Source organism: Stutzerimonas sp. (genome assembly GCF_982611455.1).
Genome location: NZ_CEXBBO010000020.1, coordinates 1 through 16,996, shown reverse-complemented (window position 1 = coordinate 16,996; position 16,996 = coordinate 1). Strand labels below are relative to the sequence as shown.

At 59.2% G+C, this 16,996-nt stretch carries 18 protein-coding genes and 1 tRNA gene; 14 read left to right on the top strand and 5 right to left on the bottom strand.

What is annotated here, in order from left to right; all coding sequences use genetic code 11:
* Nucleotides 1-225 (bottom strand): DUF2188 domain-containing protein, encoded by a 225-nt coding sequence (locus AC2LD7_RS13275; protein WP_484598203.1) that lies wholly within the window; start codon nucleotides 223-225, stop codon nucleotides 1-3.
* Nucleotides 226-509: 284 nt separating this feature from the next.
* Between AC2LD7_RS13275 and hmpA the strand changes: the two genes are divergently transcribed.
* The 5 genes from hmpA (at nucleotide 510) to AC2LD7_RS13250 (ending at nucleotide 5,967) form a co-directional block, all read left to right on the top strand.
* Nucleotides 510-1,688: an NO-inducible flavohemoprotein gene (gene hmpA / locus AC2LD7_RS13270; RefSeq protein ID WP_484598202.1), complete on the top strand. Its 1,179-nt coding sequence runs from the start codon at nucleotides 510-512 to the stop codon at nucleotides 1,686-1,688.
* A gap of 364 nt (nucleotides 1,689-2,052) precedes the next feature.
* Complete coding sequence (locus tag AC2LD7_RS13265) at nucleotides 2,053-2,229, top strand: con-10 family general stress protein (RefSeq protein WP_272887379.1); 177 nt, start codon at nucleotides 2,053-2,055, stop codon at nucleotides 2,227-2,229.
* A gap of 215 nt (nucleotides 2,230-2,444) precedes the next feature.
* A complete protein-coding gene (locus tag AC2LD7_RS13260; protein ID WP_484598201.1) occupies nucleotides 2,445-2,624 on the top strand; it encodes a hypothetical protein in 180 nt (59 codons plus the stop codon).
* A gap of 28 nt (nucleotides 2,625-2,652) precedes the next feature.
* Nucleotides 2,653-3,855, top strand: coding sequence for a nicotinate phosphoribosyltransferase (pncB, locus tag AC2LD7_RS13255; protein ID WP_484598200.1), 1,203 nt, complete (start codon nucleotides 2,653-2,655; stop codon nucleotides 3,853-3,855).
* 195 nt (nucleotides 3,856-4,050) lie between these two features.
* Entirely contained in the window at nucleotides 4,051-5,967 is a 1,917-nt protein-coding gene (locus AC2LD7_RS13250; protein ID WP_484598199.1) for an autotransporter domain-containing protein, read from the top strand.
* A gap of 81 nt (nucleotides 5,968-6,048) precedes the next feature.
* Here AC2LD7_RS13250 and AC2LD7_RS13245 read toward each other — a convergent pair whose 3' ends face one another.
* A complete protein-coding gene (locus AC2LD7_RS13245) occupies nucleotides 6,049-6,951 on the bottom strand; it encodes an ATPase (RefSeq protein WP_484598198.1) in 903 nt (300 codons plus the stop codon).
* 372 nt (nucleotides 6,952-7,323) lie between these two features.
* On the opposite strand from AC2LD7_RS13245, the gene AC2LD7_RS13240 reads away from it, so the two are divergent.
* The gene (locus AC2LD7_RS13240; RefSeq protein WP_484598197.1) at nucleotides 7,324-7,605 is read left to right on the top strand and encodes a hypothetical protein; all 282 of its coding nucleotides are present in this window, start codon (nucleotides 7,324-7,326) and stop codon (nucleotides 7,603-7,605) included.
* On the opposite strand, the gene AC2LD7_RS13235 is transcribed toward AC2LD7_RS13240, so the two are convergent.
* Nucleotides 7,595-8,497 carry a LysR family transcriptional regulator ArgP gene (locus tag AC2LD7_RS13235; RefSeq protein ID WP_484598196.1) on the bottom strand — a complete coding sequence of 301 codons (903 nt, stop codon included), beginning with the start codon at nucleotides 8,495-8,497 and terminating at the stop codon, nucleotides 7,595-7,597. The two genes, AC2LD7_RS13240 and AC2LD7_RS13235, sit on opposite strands and share 11 nt — an antisense overlap.
* Nucleotides 8,498-8,594: 97 nt before the next feature.
* Here AC2LD7_RS13235 and AC2LD7_RS13230 point away from each other — a divergent pair, with 97 nt between their 5' ends.
* The 3 genes from AC2LD7_RS13230 (at nucleotide 8,595) to AC2LD7_RS13220 (ending at nucleotide 11,008) form a co-directional block, all read left to right on the top strand.
* Complete coding sequence (locus tag AC2LD7_RS13230; protein ID WP_484598195.1) at nucleotides 8,595-9,197, top strand: LysE/ArgO family amino acid transporter; 603 nt, start codon at nucleotides 8,595-8,597, stop codon at nucleotides 9,195-9,197.
* A gap of 363 nt (nucleotides 9,198-9,560) precedes the next feature.
* Entirely contained in the window at nucleotides 9,561-10,142 is a 582-nt protein-coding gene (locus AC2LD7_RS13225) for a superoxide dismutase (RefSeq protein ID WP_484598194.1), read from the top strand.
* A 182-nt stretch (nucleotides 10,143-10,324) separates the two neighbouring features.
* Nucleotides 10,325-11,008 (top strand): SDR family oxidoreductase, encoded by a 684-nt coding sequence (locus tag AC2LD7_RS13220; protein ID WP_484598193.1) that lies wholly within the window; start codon nucleotides 10,325-10,327, stop codon nucleotides 11,006-11,008.
* Between the two features lie 125 nt (nucleotides 11,009-11,133).
* Here AC2LD7_RS13220 and dcd read toward each other — a convergent pair whose 3' ends face one another.
* The gene (gene dcd / locus AC2LD7_RS13215) at nucleotides 11,134-11,700 is read right to left on the bottom strand and encodes a dCTP deaminase (RefSeq protein WP_484598192.1); all 567 of its coding nucleotides are present in this window, start codon (nucleotides 11,698-11,700) and stop codon (nucleotides 11,134-11,136) included.
* Nucleotides 11,701-12,023: 323 nt separating this feature from the next.
* Here dcd and AC2LD7_RS13210 point away from each other — a divergent pair, with 323 nt between their 5' ends.
* Nucleotides 12,024-12,233, top strand: coding sequence for a cold-shock protein (locus tag AC2LD7_RS13210; protein ID WP_003282211.1), 210 nt, complete (start codon nucleotides 12,024-12,026; stop codon nucleotides 12,231-12,233).
* A 115-nt stretch (nucleotides 12,234-12,348) separates the two neighbouring features.
* Here AC2LD7_RS13210 and apbC read toward each other — a convergent pair whose 3' ends face one another.
* Entirely contained in the window at nucleotides 12,349-13,443 is a 1,095-nt protein-coding gene (apbC, locus tag AC2LD7_RS13205) for an iron-sulfur cluster carrier protein ApbC (protein WP_484598191.1), read from the bottom strand.
* 275 nt (nucleotides 13,444-13,718) lie between these two features.
* Between apbC and metG the strand changes: the two genes are divergently transcribed.
* The 4 genes from metG to AC2LD7_RS13185 all read left to right on the top strand — a co-directional run bounded on the left by metG (nucleotide 13,719) and on the right by AC2LD7_RS13185 (nucleotide 16,904).
* Entirely contained in the window at nucleotides 13,719-15,761 is a 2,043-nt protein-coding gene (gene metG, locus AC2LD7_RS13200) for a methionine--tRNA ligase (protein WP_484598190.1), read from the top strand.
* 28 nt (nucleotides 15,762-15,789) lie between these two features.
* The gene (locus tag AC2LD7_RS13195) at nucleotides 15,790-16,071 is read left to right on the top strand and encodes a cysteine-rich CWC family protein (protein WP_484598189.1); all 282 of its coding nucleotides are present in this window, start codon (nucleotides 15,790-15,792) and stop codon (nucleotides 16,069-16,071) included.
* On the top strand, nucleotides 16,071-16,763 hold the full coding sequence (locus AC2LD7_RS13190) for a pseudouridine synthase (RefSeq protein ID WP_484598188.1): 693 nt from the start codon (nucleotides 16,071-16,073) through the stop codon (nucleotides 16,761-16,763). Before AC2LD7_RS13195 ends, AC2LD7_RS13190 begins: the two co-directional genes overlap by 1 nt.
* A 67-nt stretch (nucleotides 16,764-16,830) precedes the next feature.
* Nucleotides 16,831-16,904 (top strand) — tRNA-Gly (locus AC2LD7_RS13185).
* The last annotated feature ends 92 nt before the right edge of the window (nucleotides 16,905-16,996 follow it).

The window sequence follows — 16,996 nt, the reverse complement described above, 5'->3', positions numbered from 1 at the left end:
TCAGCCCTTGGTCGCGCGCGGGTCCTGATCGCGCGGATAGGTCCGTTCTTCTTCAATCTGGCCGTTATCGGTATGGATTTTCACCGAAGCGGTGCGCAGCTTCATATAGTCACGGGTCTCGTTGATGATGTCCTCCTTGGTCGCGGCTTCGAGCAGTGCCCGCTTGTCACCTTCCTCCCGCAATACCCAACGGTCATCATCGTGCGTGATGTGGTAGTTCTCCATGTTGCCTCCATAGGCTCGTCAAATGGTCAAAGTTATAGAGCGCTGGTACGCGTAGCGGTTCGATCATTTGTTACAGCGCCAGCGCATCAGGGTGATTTTTACCGTTCATGGTTATAAAAACCTTCAAGGTCAGGGTGATAAAAACCATCCACAGCACTGAAGCCCTTGATTTCGGTCAGTTTCGGGGCTGGAACGGATATTGAAAGGGGTATAGCAACCTGTCCATGTTGCGCGGCGGCTGCGCAATACATGAAGACGGTCTTCTCACCTACTGGAGTTCATCCATGCTTTGCGCTGAACAACGTGCCCTGATCAAAGCCACCGTCCCACTGCTGGAAACCGGTGGTGAAGCGCTCACCAACCATTTCTACAAGCTGATGCTTGCCGAACACCCCGAAGTGCGCCCGCTTTTCAACCAGGCACATCAAGCCAGCGGCGATCAGCCCCGCGCCTTGGCAAACGGTGTACTAATGTATGCCAAGCATATCGATCGCCTGGATCAGCTCGGTGGGCTGGTGTCGCAGGTGATCAACAAGCATGTGGCTCTACAGGTGCTGCCGGAGCACTACCCTATCGTCGGCTCCTGCCTGTTGCGGGCCATCCGCGAGGTACTCGGTGCCGAAATTGCCACCGATGAGGTGGTCGAGGCCTGGGCCGCGGCTTATGGGCAGCTCGCCGACATCCTCATCGGCAGCGAAGAAACGCTCTACAGCGCCACGGCCAACGCGCCCGGCGGTTGGCGTGGCGCGCGCGCGTTTCGAGTTGCGCGCAAGGTGGTCGAGAGCACGGAGATCACCTCGTTCTATTTGGAGCCGGAAGATGGCGGTGCGGTTGTCAGCCACAAGCCTGGCCAGTACATCGGCCTGCGCTTGGAGGTAGAAGGCCAGGAAATCCGCCGCAACTATTCGCTTTCCGCGGCGAGCAACGGTCGCGACTACCGCATCAGCGTCAAGCGCGAGCCAGGCGGGGTTGCGTCCAATGCCTTGCACCGGATGGGGCCTGGCGACAGCCTTGAGCTGTTCGCGCCGGCCGGTGAATTCACGCTGCAGCCCAGCGATAAGCCGTTGGTGCTGATCAGCGGCGGCGTCGGCATTACGCCAACACTGGCGATGCTCGAAGAGGCGGTCACGACCGACCGGCCAATCCATTTCATTCATTGCGCACGCAATGCCGATGCGCATGCGTTCCGCCAGACCATCGATGCGTTGGCCGAGCAGCATACTCAGCTCAAGCGCTTCTATTGCTATGACGAGCACCACGGGAGCGATGTCCAGCCGGACGCTGTCGGCCTGATGACCGAAGAGCGGTTGAATGCCTGGCTCCCCGCCGATCGCGACCTGGACGCTTATTTCCTCGGCCCTAAACCCTTCATGGCGGCGATTCGCCGGCAGCTGCGAGCGCTTGGAATCCCGGAGCACCAGACCCGCTTCGAGTTCTTTGGCCCGGCTTCGGCGTTGGAGTGAGTTAACAGGTCGTTGAAGACATAGGCGAGGCAGGACAAAAAAGGCCGAAGAAGCGAACCGGGCTCGCGTGCGCGTTTACATGCGGTAAATGAGCATGAGTCACTCGCCCTTCGGGTCGCGCTTAAGTGAGTGAGCCGCATGACTCATTAAGAACGGTATAACTTCGAACGCAAACATGAGGAACCCTCTGCCGTTTCGCTGTGCCTGCATAACGCCATAATCCCACGATACTTATAGATACCATTCGTCTGCCGCTTGTTCTTTACTGGAAACTCCGGAGGCGCAACCTAACTCTCAAATCATGAAGGCTGATGAAGTTTGTGCAGCCCTGCAGAAAGTCTCTATCCATTGAGGAGAAAAAGACATGACAAACAAGAATCCCGGCAATTTTGCCAACGACCGCGAAAAGGCGTCGGAAGCTGGCAAGAAGGGTGGCCATAATAGCGGCGGCAACTTCGCAAACGACCGCGAAAAAGCCTCTGAAGCAGGCCGTAAGGGTGGCCAGAACAGCCACGGCGGTGGTCGCAATAGCAACAGCTGATATGGGTGTAGCGTTACAACAAAGGCAAAGGCAAGTACCTTTGCCTTTTTTGTTTCGTATTTATTTAAATGATTATTACAGCGCAAGAAAGACAGTTTTCTTTCGACAATAACCCGACACTTAATGAAATCGAACTGGTTATACGCAATACATGCGAATGCTCGATAAATTTGGAGAACTCAGCCAACGCCAACCATTAAAGGGATCGTATCGACATGACCAAACTTAATAGCGAAACGGTGGCAACCAACCCTGGCGATCAAGCGCCGCCAGGCACGCCCGGTACCGGTGAAAATACTTGCCCGGTGTGCAACGGCAGCGGCCGCATTGAGTCCGGCGAATGCCAAAACTGTGGCGGTACCGGTAAGGTGGTCGAAGGTATTGGCGGAGCCTGATGCCTGCCCCGCAGCCCAGGAGCAGCCAATGAGCGCCAGCGCCTTTTCCGACCGTATCATCCAGAGCCTGCTGGACACCGATTACTACAAGCTGACAATGATGCAGGCGGTGCTGCATCAATATCCCAATGCCGAAGTCGAATGGGCCTTTCGCAGTCGCTCCGAGGAAGACCTGGCGCCCTATCTAAACGAAATCCGCCAGCAGGTCGAGGCGCTCGCCGCGCTCAGAACCAGTCCGGAAGAGCTCGCCTTCCTCGATCGTATTCCGTATATGCAACCGGATTTCATCCGCTTCCTCGGGCTGTTTCGATTCGATTTACGTTACGTGCGGATCGAGCTCGAAGCGGGCGAGCTGGTGGTCTACCTGCGCGGTCCTTGGCTGCATGTGATTCTTTTCGAGGTGCCGCTGCTGGCGATCATCAGCGAAGTCCGCAATCGGGCTCGCTACGCCAACGTTACCCTGGAACAGGCCGAGGAACGACTCGAAGAAAAACTCCAGTGGCTGCGCGACGAAGCCACTGCCGAGGAGCTGGCTGGATTCAACCTCGCCGACTTCGGCACTCGCCGACGTTTTTCCTTCGCGGTTCAGGCTATGGTCGTCAAACGTTTGAAGAGCGATTTCCCCGGCAACTTCGTCGGGACCAGCAACGTTCACCTCGCCCGCACGCTGGATCTGAAACCCATGGGCACCATGGCCCATGAGTGGATCATGGCGCACCAGCAACTTGGCCCCAGGCTCATCGACAGCCAGAGCGAGGCGCTGGACTGCTGGGCCCGTGAATACCGAGGCGCACTAGGCATCGCCATCACCGATTGCATCACCATGGATGCCTTCACCGCTGATTTCGATCTGTATCTGGCGAAGCTGTTCGACGGGCTGCGCCACGATTCCGGTGACCCGGTCGAATGGGCGGAAAAAGCCATTGCCCATTACCGGCGCCTAGGCATCGACCCGACGACACGGCAGCTGGTGTTTTCCGATGGGCTGGATTTCCCGAGGGCGCTTGGCATCTATCGCACCCTGGCGGGCCGCAGCAACACCAGCTTCGGTATCGGCACGCAACTGACCTGCGACATTCCAGGCGTCGAGCCGACCAACATGGTGATCAAGATGACCAGTTGCAACGGTCAGCCGGTGGCGAAGATCTCCGACTCACCTGGCAAGACCATGTGCCGCGACGAAGCTTTCATCGCGTACCTCAAGCACGTATTTTCGGTGGCTGGCCACTGATTGAAGGGAGATTGCTCGCAGCGTCCGCATCCTGAGCCGTCGACATTAATCCGTTAGAGCTACAGGCTTTCGCCTGAAAAATGACGCTTAAGAGCGCTTATGACATACCCCTCCGAATGATTAGGTTGAGCGGTCGACGAGCTGAAGCAGCCCGCGACCATGCAGCCAACAAAAACAACAATAGGAGATTTTTGGATGCGAATCGCTCGCACGCCCCTTGCCCTCGCTGTGCTACTGAGCTGCACGTCAATGACGGCAGCAGCCGACACAGGGCCATTCAGTCAATTCGTGAATTTCGGCGACTCGCTCAGTGATGCTGGCAATTTTCCCGATCCGGCCAGCCCACTTCAAAACGGGTTGCCGACCGGCGGCCTGCGCTTCACCAACCGCACCGGTCCGACGTACGCGCCGAACAACACTGAATATGCAGGGCAGGTTGTTACCCAGGTACTCGCCGATCGCCTGGGCCTGCAGTCGCTGCCCTCGACGCCCCTGTTGCCCGCGCTGTTGACCGGCAATCCGGACGGTACCAACTATGCCGTGGGAGGTTACCGTTCGGATCAGATTCTTAAATCGCTGAATGAAACCTCGATAGTCGATACCGGCACTGGCCTGTCTCGCAGTCGTCCCGGCTATCTGGTGGAAAACCCGCAAGTTGACCCGAACGGGCTGTACTACCTCAATGGCGGCGCCAACGACATCTTCCAGCTACAGAGCAACCCGGTGACCATGGCACAATCAGCCGCCAATATGGTCGCCGCGGTCGGTGCGCTGCAGGCCGCCGGCGCGCGCTATATCGTGATCTCCGACCTGCCGGACGTTGGCAATACCCCTCTGGGCAACAGCCTGCCGGGCTTCAGCACGGCGCTGAACGACCTGAGCGACGCGTTCAACGCTGAACTAGCCGCTGGACTCCAGGCGCAGGGTGGCAATTACGTGCTGCTGAACAACCGACTGCTGCTCTCCGAAGTTCGCGCGGACCTCGCCCGCTACGGATTCGACCCGACCATCGATCAGACCGCGGTGTGCTTTGACGGCGGCAACTGCCCGCTCGACCCCACCTACGGTCTGGGCACCGCCAACGCCGATCCAAGCCGACTGCTGTTCAATGACCAGGTGCACCCCACCACCGCTGTACACCAGATCAGTGCCGACTACATCTTTTCGATTCTTTCCGCGCCGGCAGAGGTTTCGCGTTTGCCGGAAATGGGCCGCTCGGCCTTGCGCAATCACCTACAGATGCTCGACAACGAGCTGACCGTGCAGCGCGGCAATTGGCAATCGATCGGTGCCTGGCGCACCTTCGTACAGGGTGGCTACAACAGTCCGGAATACGACGGCTTCGGCGGCGGCGATGGAGACAACCCAACGCTTGCGATCGGTGCGACCAACCGAGTCAGCGACAACTGGCTGGCAGGGCTCAGCCTGGGGCTGGCACAGAACTCGCTGACCTTAGGCGAGGGAGACTCGGATTACGACATGCGCAGCTACCTTGCCACCGCATTCGCCAGCTTCCAGCAGGAGCGTCTGTTCGCTGACTTCAGCGTGAGTGCCGGTTACCTGGACTACGATGATCTCGAGCGCACCTTCGCCCTCGGCGTCGCCGAGCGCTCCGAGAAGGGAAGCACTAAAGGAATGCTTTGGGGCGTTTCGGGCAAAACCGGCTTCAACCTGATGCAACAGGGCGAACGCCTTCAATTCGGCCCGTTCATCGGCGCCAGCTACCAGAAAATCGAAGTCGATGGTTATAGCGAAAAAGGCGCCAGCGCTACCGCACTGACCTATGAAGACCAGGAGTTGGACTCGCTGCGATTGTCGGTCGGTCTATTTGGCGGCTATGCGCTGACCGAGCGCACGCGCCTTTTTGGTGAAGTCGCACGCGAGGTCGAACGTAAGGATGACGAACGTGACGATCTGCGCATGTCGCTGAACAGCGTACCGAACAATAGCTTCGAGCTGCCCGGCGCCACTCCCACCGGCGATCAGACACGCTTCAGCGTTGGCGTCGCGCATCAACTCGCAGCGGGACTCAGCGTTCGAGCCAACTACAACTACCAGGGCAACGACAACCGTAACCACGGTATCGGCCTATCCCTGGCGCTGGATCTGTAATACCTCTTCTCGTTTGGCTCGCTCTAGCTAAGCCGCTGCGTGCGTTGCGCAGCGGTTTTTTTATCGGATGAGCGCTGCAACCTAGCGGCCATCGATCTGCTCCTGCAGGTTCGCAATCTGCCCTCGCAGGGTGCTGAGGTTGCGCGTCATCTGTGCGCGGAATGCATCGAACTCACCGATATTCACACCCGGCGTGGCGGACGGTCGATTGTCCAGCTCGCTGCGCAGAACCAGCACCTCCTGTTCGAGGCGGCTGACCGCCGGGCTGGAATCACCTCGCTGTTTCAGCGCGGCGATGTCTTTGCTCATCCCATCCAGTCGAGCGGAAAGTTTGTCGATGCTGTCGGCTGAGCCCTTCAGTTCGTTCACCGTGGAACTCAGCGCCGCCTGCTCGCTGGTCAGCCCTTTCAGACCCTCGGCAAGGGTCGCGGCTGTGCCCTGCTGGTTACGCACGTCTGTCGCTACCGCTTCGACCCGCCTGGCCTGTTCGTCCAAGCGCTGATCCTGATTACCCTGTTTGCCCGTCAGGCTCTGCTGCTGAGTAGTGATGGCGCGCTGTTGCTCCGCCAGATCGAGCGCCTGCTTCTCAAGCTGTTTGATGCGCAGTTTCAACGCTTCGCCTTCAGTGGTGACGCTGGATTCCGTCGCTACCATCTTTCCGGAGATATCCTGCAGCCTGCCTGCCGCATCCTCGCTGATCCGCGCGAAGCTTTCCTGAGTGGCGACCACTTGCGCCTCGAGCCGGGAGATCTGTTGCATGCTCCACCAGCCCAGTGCCGCCAAGGCAGCGAACAGCGCCACGATCATCACCCATAGCGGTGCGGTGTTAACGCCGCGGCGCTTCTGCCGCGATCGCCCATCATCCGAGCGGCTTTCCACGGGCTTGCTGATCGGCTCAAGCTCCGGCGCGGGATAGGGATCGCGATCACGGCCAGCGGTCAGGCTGGGTACATGGTCCAGTTCGTCGTGAGCATCGTTGCGCATGGGATACCTTCAATGGCGCGAAGCAAGAAACAGCGCGCAGTATAACGGTTCAGCGTAGTCACTTCAGCGGCTCCAGTTCCTGGAAGCGCACCACGGGCAAGCATACAAACGCCGCCACGGATCAAGGCTGTGCATTCCAGCCGCTGCAACCCTTCGAAGGCAGTACTGACTGATTCTTTCGGCAACCGATCGATACGTACCGGCATCAGCCATACCGGGTTTCGGCGAAAATAGCGTAAGCAATCAGACGCAGAAAACCGAGCTGGTACGCCTGTTGCTTTAATAACCGTGCCAGCGGATAGCATTCACCGACAAGGATGTCGGGCCAAGGACCCGGGCCGCTGAGGGAGAGACTAAGAGGAGTGAATGACGATGGAGTTCAACAAGGCTGTACTCGATTGCATGCAAGCACTACGGCGCCGCTTACGGGAGGAACAACAGCTTGATATCCGTCTGAGCCAACCCGACGCCATCACGGCGATGCTGACGGCGTGTTTAGGCTCCAGTGACGAAACTACCCGCGATCTTGGCAGACAACTGGCCGCTTACAGCGATATACCGCCGCCCGTTGTGGCGAAGTCTTTTCCGCCCGCTAACAGCAGCGGCCATGTGCCATCGGTGCGCATCTATCGCGGCCAACGAGTCATGGCCTGAAAGGGCTCTCGACCAGCCATTGCCTGGCCGAGCGCGTGAGTTGCCGGGTAAGCTCGGCGAGCAACTCGCCGCCATTGCGCCAGTGATGCCAATAGAGCGGCACATCTATTGGCTTGCCGCGAAATACATCGACCAGCGCCCCACTGACCAGCTCCCCTCGTACCTGAAGCTCAGGTACCAGTCCCCATCCGAGATCGCTTTGCAGCAGGCGGACAAAACCCTCGGATGACGGACACAGATGATGACTGAAGGCACCGCTCAGCCCCAGCGAAGCCAGGTAGCGATGCTGCAATTGATCATCGGGACCAAATACGATCGCCGGCGCTCGCAACAAAGCCTCGGCCGGAGCGTTGTTGCCCAGATGCCGTGAAACGAACGCCGGGCTGGCAAGGGCGCGATAGCGCATTGCACCGAGAAACTGACTGCGCGCACCGGCTAGGGGACGTTCCACGGCACAAACGCAGGCGGCTACTTCCCCGGCCCGCATGCGCTTGAGGCCCACCGCCTGATCTTCCAGCACGTGATCGAGCACCACCCCATGCGTCGTACAGAACGGTGCTACCGCCTCGGCCCACCAAGTCGAAAGACTATCGGCATTGAGCGCAATGCGCAGCCTCTCCGGCAGGCGACTCTCGTCCAATTCCGGCACCTGCCCCTGCAGATCACGCTCCAGTAAACGTACCTGCTGCACGTGGTTGAGTAGACGCCTACCGACCTCGGTCGGCTGCGGCGGCGTAGCGCGAAGCAGCACCGGCTGTCCTAGCCGCGCCTCCAGCAGCTTGATGCGCTGGGAGACCGCTGATTGCGATAGCCCCAGCGCCTGCGCCGCGCGATCGAACCCGGCCTGCTCGACCACCGAAGCCAAGGCGGCCAACAGCTTGTAGTCAAACATCAGATTTCCTTATATAGCATTACGATATTTCGTTTTTCTTATAAATCAGAGCAGCCGAGACTGCGAGCACTCTTTCGATGCGAACAGGCAGAACGCTATGTGGCAGAGCTATTTCAACGGGTTGCTGGTCACCGCGGGCTTGATCATCGCCATTGGCGCTCAGAACGCCTTCGTCTTGGCACAAAGCCTGCGGCGCGAGCATCATCTGCCGGTCGCCGCCCTTTGTATTCTCTGCGACATTCTGCTTGTCAGCGTTGGCGTCTTCGGCCTCGCCGCGCTATTGGCCGAAAATCCGTTATTACTGCAGATCACTCGCTGGGGCGGCGTGGCGTTTCTGCTGTTCTATGGCGTCATCGCTTTGCGCCGTGCGGCACGCCCGCAAGCCCTGCTGGAAGACGTACAGCGCGGCCCGCGTTCGCTGCGCAGCGTGCTGCTCGCCGCGCTGGCGGTCACACTACTCAACCCACACGTCTATCTCGATACGGTGTTGTTGATCGGTTCGCTCGGCGCCCAGCAACCCGAGCCCGGCGCCTACACGCTGGGTGCCGCAAGCGCGTCGACATTATGGTTTCTGATTCTCGCCCTTGGCGGTGCCTGGCTGGCGCCCTGGCTCGCACGGCCATTGACTTGGCGGCTGATCGATCTGGGCGTGGCGGGAATGATGTTCGCCATCGCCGCGCAGCTGATCATTCTCGCCTGAGGAACGCCTGGCCCAACAGGAGGTCCACGCAGAGGGCTCAATGCACCGCCAGTCCCAGCGCGAGCTTCGGTTACGAGGCTCTGGCTTCGGCTTTCCCACACAGTTGTCGCGTGGTTTTGCCGCAGAGTGGGTGCTATGATCCCTGGTTCGCGGGTATGGAGCGGAACGCTTCAGCCCGCCATTACGGCCGCCCGTGAACGGCCGAAAGAATGCGCACGCATGTAGCGAGCGAAGGGAAAGACAGGCGTAAACGGACGAACATCGGTGCAGTAGTTTTCTCCGTTCCGCGAGGCGCTGGTCACCAGCGCAGACTGCCTCCTTCCGAGCCGCATCTATTCTCGACACCTGAGCAGGAGATACACCATGGCTTTCGAATTGCCGCCGCTTCCGTTTGAAAAGAACGCCCTCGAGCCGCACATTTCCGCCGAGACCTTCGAATATCACCACGGCAAGCATCACCAGGCTTACGTGACCAACCTGAACAACCTGATCCCGGGCACCGAGTTCGAAGGCAAGGATCTGGAAACCATCATCAAGTCCTCGTCCGGCGGTATCTTCAACAACGCCGCTCAGGTCTGGAACCACACCTTCTTCTGGAACTGCATGGCACCGAACGCCGGTGGCCAGCCGACCGGCGCCCTGGCTGATGCCATCAACGCCTCCTTCGGCTCCTTCGACAAGTTCAAGGAAGAGTTCACCAAGACCGCCATCGGCACCTTTGGCTCCGGCTGGGCCTGGCTGGTGAAGAAGTCCGACGGCAGCGTCGGCCTGGCCAGCACCATCGGTGCCGGCAATCCGATGACCGCCGGTGACAAGCCTCTGCTGACTTGCGACGTCTGGGAACACGCCTACTACATCGACTACCGCAATGCGCGTCCGAAGTTCGTCGAAGCATTCTGGAACGTCGTTAACTGGGACTTCGTCGCGAAGAACTTCGCTGGCTGAGCCACCTGGCATGCAACACGGGACGGCTTCTCCAGTCCCGTGAAGTACGCAACCGAAATGCCCGCATCCTGATGATGCGGGCATTTTTGTTTCAGCGGTACACGTCCCTGGCGGGCTCAGCCAGACAGCGCCGGTGCGGCATCGGCTATGCTTGTTAGCCCGCCTATCTCGGAGCTTTTCCAATGCCCAACACAGCCCTGATCATCGGCGCATCACGTGGCCTCGGCCTGGGTCTGGCCAAGCAGTTCGCCAGCGATGGATGGCAAGTGATAGCGACCGTTCGTGATCCGCAGCGTGCGGACGAGCTGAAGGCCGTTGCGAATATCCGCATCGAAGCGCTGGATATCGATGACGTTGCCGGTGTCGACGCGCTCGCCCAACGGCTAACCGGTGCCCCACTTGATCTGCTCTATATCAATGCCGGCATTTCCGGCTCACGCCAGCTCTCGGCCGACAACGCTACCAGCAAGGACGTTAGTCAGCTGTTCATGACCAATGCCATCGCACCGGTGCGCCTGGCCAAGCGTATGCTGCCTCTGATCAACCCACAGGCCGGGGTGATTACCTTCATGAGCTCGATCATGGGCAGCGTCGAAACCGGGCCGGGGATGGGTATGCCGCTCTACGGTGCGAGCAAGGCGGCGCTGAACCATCTGACCCGAACCTTCGTCGCAGAGCTCGGCGAGGGTACACAGATCACGGTGCTCTCAATGCATCCGGGATGGGTCAAAACCGACATGGGAGGCGAAGAGGCGCCACTGGATATCGAGACCAGTTGCCGCGGCATGGTTGAGCAAGTCACGCATGCAGCCGGTCGGGGCGGGCACCGCTTCATCGATTATCAGGGCGAGCAACTGCCCTGGTGAAGCAAGGAACAGGCACCGTTCAGGCTCAAGAAACGACGATGCGAGTGGCAACGTCAGTCACCACTCGCATCGATAGAGATTCGCCAGCCAGCATCGAATGCACTGGACTTGGGATCTTGGAAGGCTTACGCCTTGGGCAGTGTCACGCCGCGCTGACCCTGATATTTACCGCCGCGATCGCGATAGGACGTCTCACATTCTTCATCCGACTCCAGGAATAGCATCTGCGCCACGCCTTCGTTGGCATATATTTTCGCTGGCAGCGTTGTGGTGTTGGAGAACTCCAGCGTTACATGCCCCTCCCATTCGGGTTCCAGTGGCGTCACGTTGACGATGATGCCGCAACGGGCATAGGTACTCTTGCCCAGGCAGATGGTCAACACGTTGCGCGGGATGCGGAAGTACTCAACGGTACGGGCCAGCGCAAAGGAGTTCGGGGGAATGATGCAGACATCGCTCTTGATGTCGACGAAGCTCTTCTCGTCGAAGTTCTTAGGATCGACAGTTGCCGAATTGATGTTGGTGAACACCTTGAATTCATCGGCACAGCGCACGTCGTAGCCATAACTGGACACGCCATAGGAAATCAGGCGCTCGCTGCCCTCGGTGCGTACCTGACGCTCGACGTAGGGCTCGATCATGCCGTGCTCCTGGGCCATCCGGCGAATCCACTTATCCGATTTGATGCTCATGGCGGGCGTCCTGATTTGGCTGGTGGGCATTAGATAAAGGCGTGCATCTTAACCGAGCCCACGAAGCCGGTTCAAAGGCTCCGAGCCGGGACTATGCGCCGCATCTCTGACGCTTTGGCTGGAAACTGAAAATAATGCTCGCATTGCTACGGAAATACGGTATCTTTCGTTGGCTGCTGCTGCATGTGTCACCGTGAATCGCTACATGTTTAGATTTCGATCCGATCATTGCTACGACTCCTTTAACTCCTTGCACACAGTCACCGTTCGGGGTATTTGCCCGTTCAAATCATCTCTACACCTTGTTCAAGGAGACATTTCAAATGTCCAATCGCCAAACCGGTACCGTTAAGTGGTTCAACGATGAAAAAGGCTTCGGCTTCATCACTCCACAATCCGGTGACGACCTCTTCGTACACTTCCGCGCCATCCAAGGCGACGGTTTCAAGAGCCTGAAAGAAGGCCAGCAAGTTTCCTTCGTCGCTACTCGCGGCCAGAAGGGCATGCAAGCTGAGGAAGTTCAGGTTATCTAAACCTGAGTCTTCTCTGAAAAAACCCCGCTTCGGCGGGGTTTTTTTTGTGCCTGCGATTCGCCAATCGTTGGCGAGTCACAGCAGGCGGCGCCTGGCGCCACCCGCGAATGCTGATTCAGTCGTCAGAAACCACGATATTCGGCATCGACTGAGCAATGATTTGCCCGCTTTGGGAAATGCGCGCACCTACGCTGCGGGCCATTTGCTGGTAAATCATCGCGATCTGGCTTTCTGGATCGGCAATGGCCGTCGGCTTGCCCGCATCGGCCTGGCTACGGATCGCCATCGACAGCGGCAACGAGGCCAGCAGCTCGACGTTGTACTGCGCCGCCAGCTTCTCGCCGCCGCCTTCACCGAACAAATGCTCGGCGTGGCCGCAGTTGGAGCAGATATGGATGGCCATGTTCTCCACCACACCCAGCACCGGGATGTTCACCTTGCGGAACATCTCGACGCCCTTCTTGGCATCTAGCAACGCCAGATCCTGAGGCGTTGTGACGATAACCGCACCGACGACTGGCACTTTCTGCGCCAGGGTCAGCTGGATATCGCCCGTGCCCGGCGGCATATCCACGACCAGATAATCGAGATCATTCCAGGCAGTCTGGGTGATCAGCTGCAGCAAGGCACCGGACACCATAGGCCCGCGCCAGACCATCGGCGTCTTGTCATCGGCCAGGAAAGCCATCGACATGATCTGCACGCCATGGGCTTCCAGCGGAATGAAAGCCTTACCGTCGCGGATCTCCGGGCGCGTACCTTCGGGAATGCCGAACATAATGCCCTGGCTGGGTCCGTAGATATCGGCGTCCAGCACGCCGACTCGCGCGCCCTCACGAGCCAGCGCCAGCGCCAAGTTGGCCGCGGTGGTGGACTTGCCCACCCCGCCCTTGCCGGAGGCCACAGCAATGATGTTTTTTACGTTGCCAAGTGCGGGCAGCTGGTCCTGCGCCTTGTGCGATTGAATCACGCAATCGACCTGTACATCCGCGCGGGTCACGCCTTCAAGCTGCTCGATGGCCATGGCCAGCATTTGCGCCCAGCCGCTGCGAAACAGTGCGGCGGCATAGCCGAGCTCGAGCCGCACGCTGACGCGATCGCCCTGGATATCGATGGAACGCACGCAACCGGCACTCACCGGATCTTGGTTCAGATTGGGGTCGGTGTACTGACGCAGTACGGCTTCCACAGCTTCGCGTGTGACGGACATGATTACTCCCAGAAAAACCGAGTGAAACAGAACGCGATGGTACCAGTAGACCAGCTTCAGACAATGCAGAACGAGCTGCGTCTCGACCGGAACAAAAGCGTAAAGCCCAGCAGTGCTGCTGCATTTCCCGTTCAACTTTCTGCGCTCGCGGCGGCTTTTCCTTCATCAGGTCCAGACCGAGCCCATTTGCTTTAACCCCCGCTTACAGCTTCAAGCTTGTAGCTGCTTCCCTTATAGTGATCGACTCACTTCGCAATCCCGACTGCAGATTTCCCATGTCCGAAGCCCGCCAGATCCTCGTTACCAGTGCCCTGCCCTACGCCAACGGTTCGATCCACCTTGGCCACATGCTCGAGTACATCCAAACGGACATGTGGGTAAGGTTTCAGAAGCTGCGCGGCAACCAGTGCATCTACGTCTGCGCCGACGATGCCCACGGCTCGGCCATCATGCTGCGTGCCGAAAAAGAAGGCATCACGCCGGAACAGTTGATCGCCAACGTGCAGGCTGAGCACAGCGCCGACTTCGCCGATTTCCTGGTTAACTTCGACAACTTCCATTCGACCCACTCGGAAGAGAATCGCGAGCTGTCCGAGCTGATTTATACCCGCCTGCGCGAAGCCGGGCACATCGCCACGCGCTCGGTCACCCAGTATTTCGACCCTGAAAAAGGCATGTTCCTCGCCGACCGTTTCATCAAAGGCACCTGCCCGAAGTGTGCCGCCGAAGACCAGTACGGCGACAACTGCGAGAAGTGCGGTGCGACCTACGAGCCCACCGAACTGAAAAATCCGCGCTCGGCTATTTCCGGCGCGACGCCGGTGCTGCGCGACTCCAAACACTTCTTCTTCAAGCTGCCCGACTTCGAAGCGATGCTCAAAGAGTGGACCCGCAGCGGCAGCCTGCAAGACTCTGTCGCGAACAAGATCGCCGAATGGCTGGACGGCGGCCTGCATGAGTGGGACATCTCCCGCGATGCGCCCTACTTCGGTTTCGAGATTCCCGACGAGCCGGGCAAGTACTTCTACGTCTGGCTGGACGCGCCCATCGGCTACATGGCCAGCTTCAAGAATCTCTGCGCGCGCCGCCCGGAGCTGGATTTCGATACCTTCTGGAAAAAGGATTCCAGTACCGAGCTGTATCACTTCATCGGCAAGGACATCATCAACTTTCACACCCTGTTCTGGCCCGCCATGCTCGAAGGCGCAGGCTTCCGCAAACCCACTGCAGTCGCGGTGCATGGTTACCTGACGGTCAACGGGCAGAAAATGTCCAAGTCACGCGGCACTTTCATCAAGGCGCGCACCTACCTCGAACACCTGAACCCGGAATACCTGCGCTATTACTACGCGGCCAAGCTCGGCCGCGGCGTGGATGACTTGGACCTGAACCTCGAAGACTTCGTACAGAAGGTCAATTCCGATCTGGTCGGCAAAGTCGTTAACATCGCCAGCCGTTGCGCCGGATTCATCCACAAGGGCAACAGCGGTTTGATGGTCGACCGCAACGCCGCGCCGGAACTTACCGATGCCTTCCAGGCGGCCGCACCATCCATTGCCGACGCTTACGAATGCCGTGATTTCGCCCGCGCCATGCGCGAAATCATGGCGCTGGCCGACCGCGCCAATGCATGGATCGCCGACAAGGCGCCCTGGGCATTGAACAAGCAGGATGGTATGCAGGATGAAGTGCAGGCGATCTGCGCCACCGGCATCAACCTGTTCCGCCAGTTGGTGATCTTCCTCAAGCCGGTGCTGCCGAATCTGGCAGCGGACGCCGAGCGCTTCCTCAATGTCGAGCCGCTGACTTGGAACGACCACGAGAAGCTTCTTAGCAACCACCAGCTGAATGCATTCACGCCACTGCTGACCCGTATCGAGCCCGCGAAAATCGAAGCCATGATCGAATCATCCAAGGAAGACCTCGCTTCTACCGAAGCCGCCGCCCAACCGAGCGGTAACGGTGAACTGACCAAAGAGCCCATCGCTGCCGAAATCGCCTTTGACGCTTTTGCCGCCGTGGACCTGCGGATCGCACTGATCGAGAAATGCGAGTTTGTCGAAGGAGCCGACAAGCTGCTGCGCCTGACGCTCGACATCGGCGACGCCAAGCGCAACGTGTTCTCCAGCATCAAGAGCGCCTACCCGGATCCAAGCAAACTGGAAGGCCGCCTGACGCTGTACGTCGCCAACCTCGCCGCGCGCAAGATGAAGTTCGGTGTCTCCGAAGGCATGGTGCTGGCCGCTGGCCCTGGCGGCGAAGAGATCTACCTGCTCAGCCCCGACAGCGGCGCCAAGCCCGGTCAACGCGTCAAGTAACGAAGTGACAGCACAGGAGCCCGGTGCAATGCCGGGCGCCTGTTTCGACGCCAACCAACCGCCTCACCGCATCACTCGCTGCCACTGCCCGGAGGCGGTTATGACTGATACACCCGATCCCAGTAGATGTCCGGTCTGCGGCGAACCCAATCAATGCGGTCTGGCCAACCCAGCCACCGCCACGCAGCCCTGCTGGTGCTTTAGCACTGAGATAGCACCCGAAGCCCGCGATCAAATTGCTGACGACGCGCTTAATAAAGCCTGTATATGCCCGCGCTGCGCTCGCGGCGAGTTGCCTGCAAAATCCTGATGCGCCTCGACCGCTTCCTCGCCAACCTGCCCCACTGCAGCCATCGGCAAGCGCGCCTGCTGCTGGCCTCGGGCCGTGCATCGGTGAATGGCAAGATGGTCTGCGACGGCACTCATGACGTCCGCATCTTCGACCGTATCGAGCTGGATGGCGAGCTATTGCAGGCAGGCAAACCGGCGCGCTTCTTCATGCTGAACAAACCGACCGGCTACGTCAGCTCCACCGCCGATCCGCAACATCCCACGGTGTTGGATTTGCTGAACGAAACGGACAAGGAAGAACTGCATATCGCTGGGCGGCTGGACTTTAACACCACCGGGCTGATGATCATCACCAACGACGGCCTCTGGTCCCGCCGCCTCACCCAACCCGAAAGCCTGCTAGGCAAAACCTACCTCGTGGAAACCGAAGACCCCATCGACCCTATCTGCGTCGACCGCTTCGCCCAAGGCCTCTACTTTCGCTTCGAGAACCTCACCACCCTGCCCGCCGAACTCGATCTGCTCGGCTCCCACCTGGCGCGCCTGACCCTCCACGAAGGCCGCTACCATCAGGTCAAACGCATGTTCGGCCACTTCGACAACAAGGTCACCCGCCTGCACCGCGAACGCATGGGCCCGCTGCTGCTCGACCCCAATCTCGCCCCCGGCCAGTACCGCAGCCTGACTTCAGGGGAAGTCGAGCAGATCTGAAAACGTTCGACCTAAACGCCGCACGTGCTTCTCCTCACCCCGCCCTTCTGGTAAAAAGGCTGCCTACGCGGGCGTCGTATAATGGCATTACCTGAGCTTCCCAAGCTCATGACGAGGGTTCGATTCCCTTCGCCCGCTCCAGATTTAGAAAAGCCCTGCATTTGCGGGGCTTTTTTGTTTAGGGAAACTCTGAAGAAGACTTCCAGATTTTGGCAAAATACCCGGATTCCACC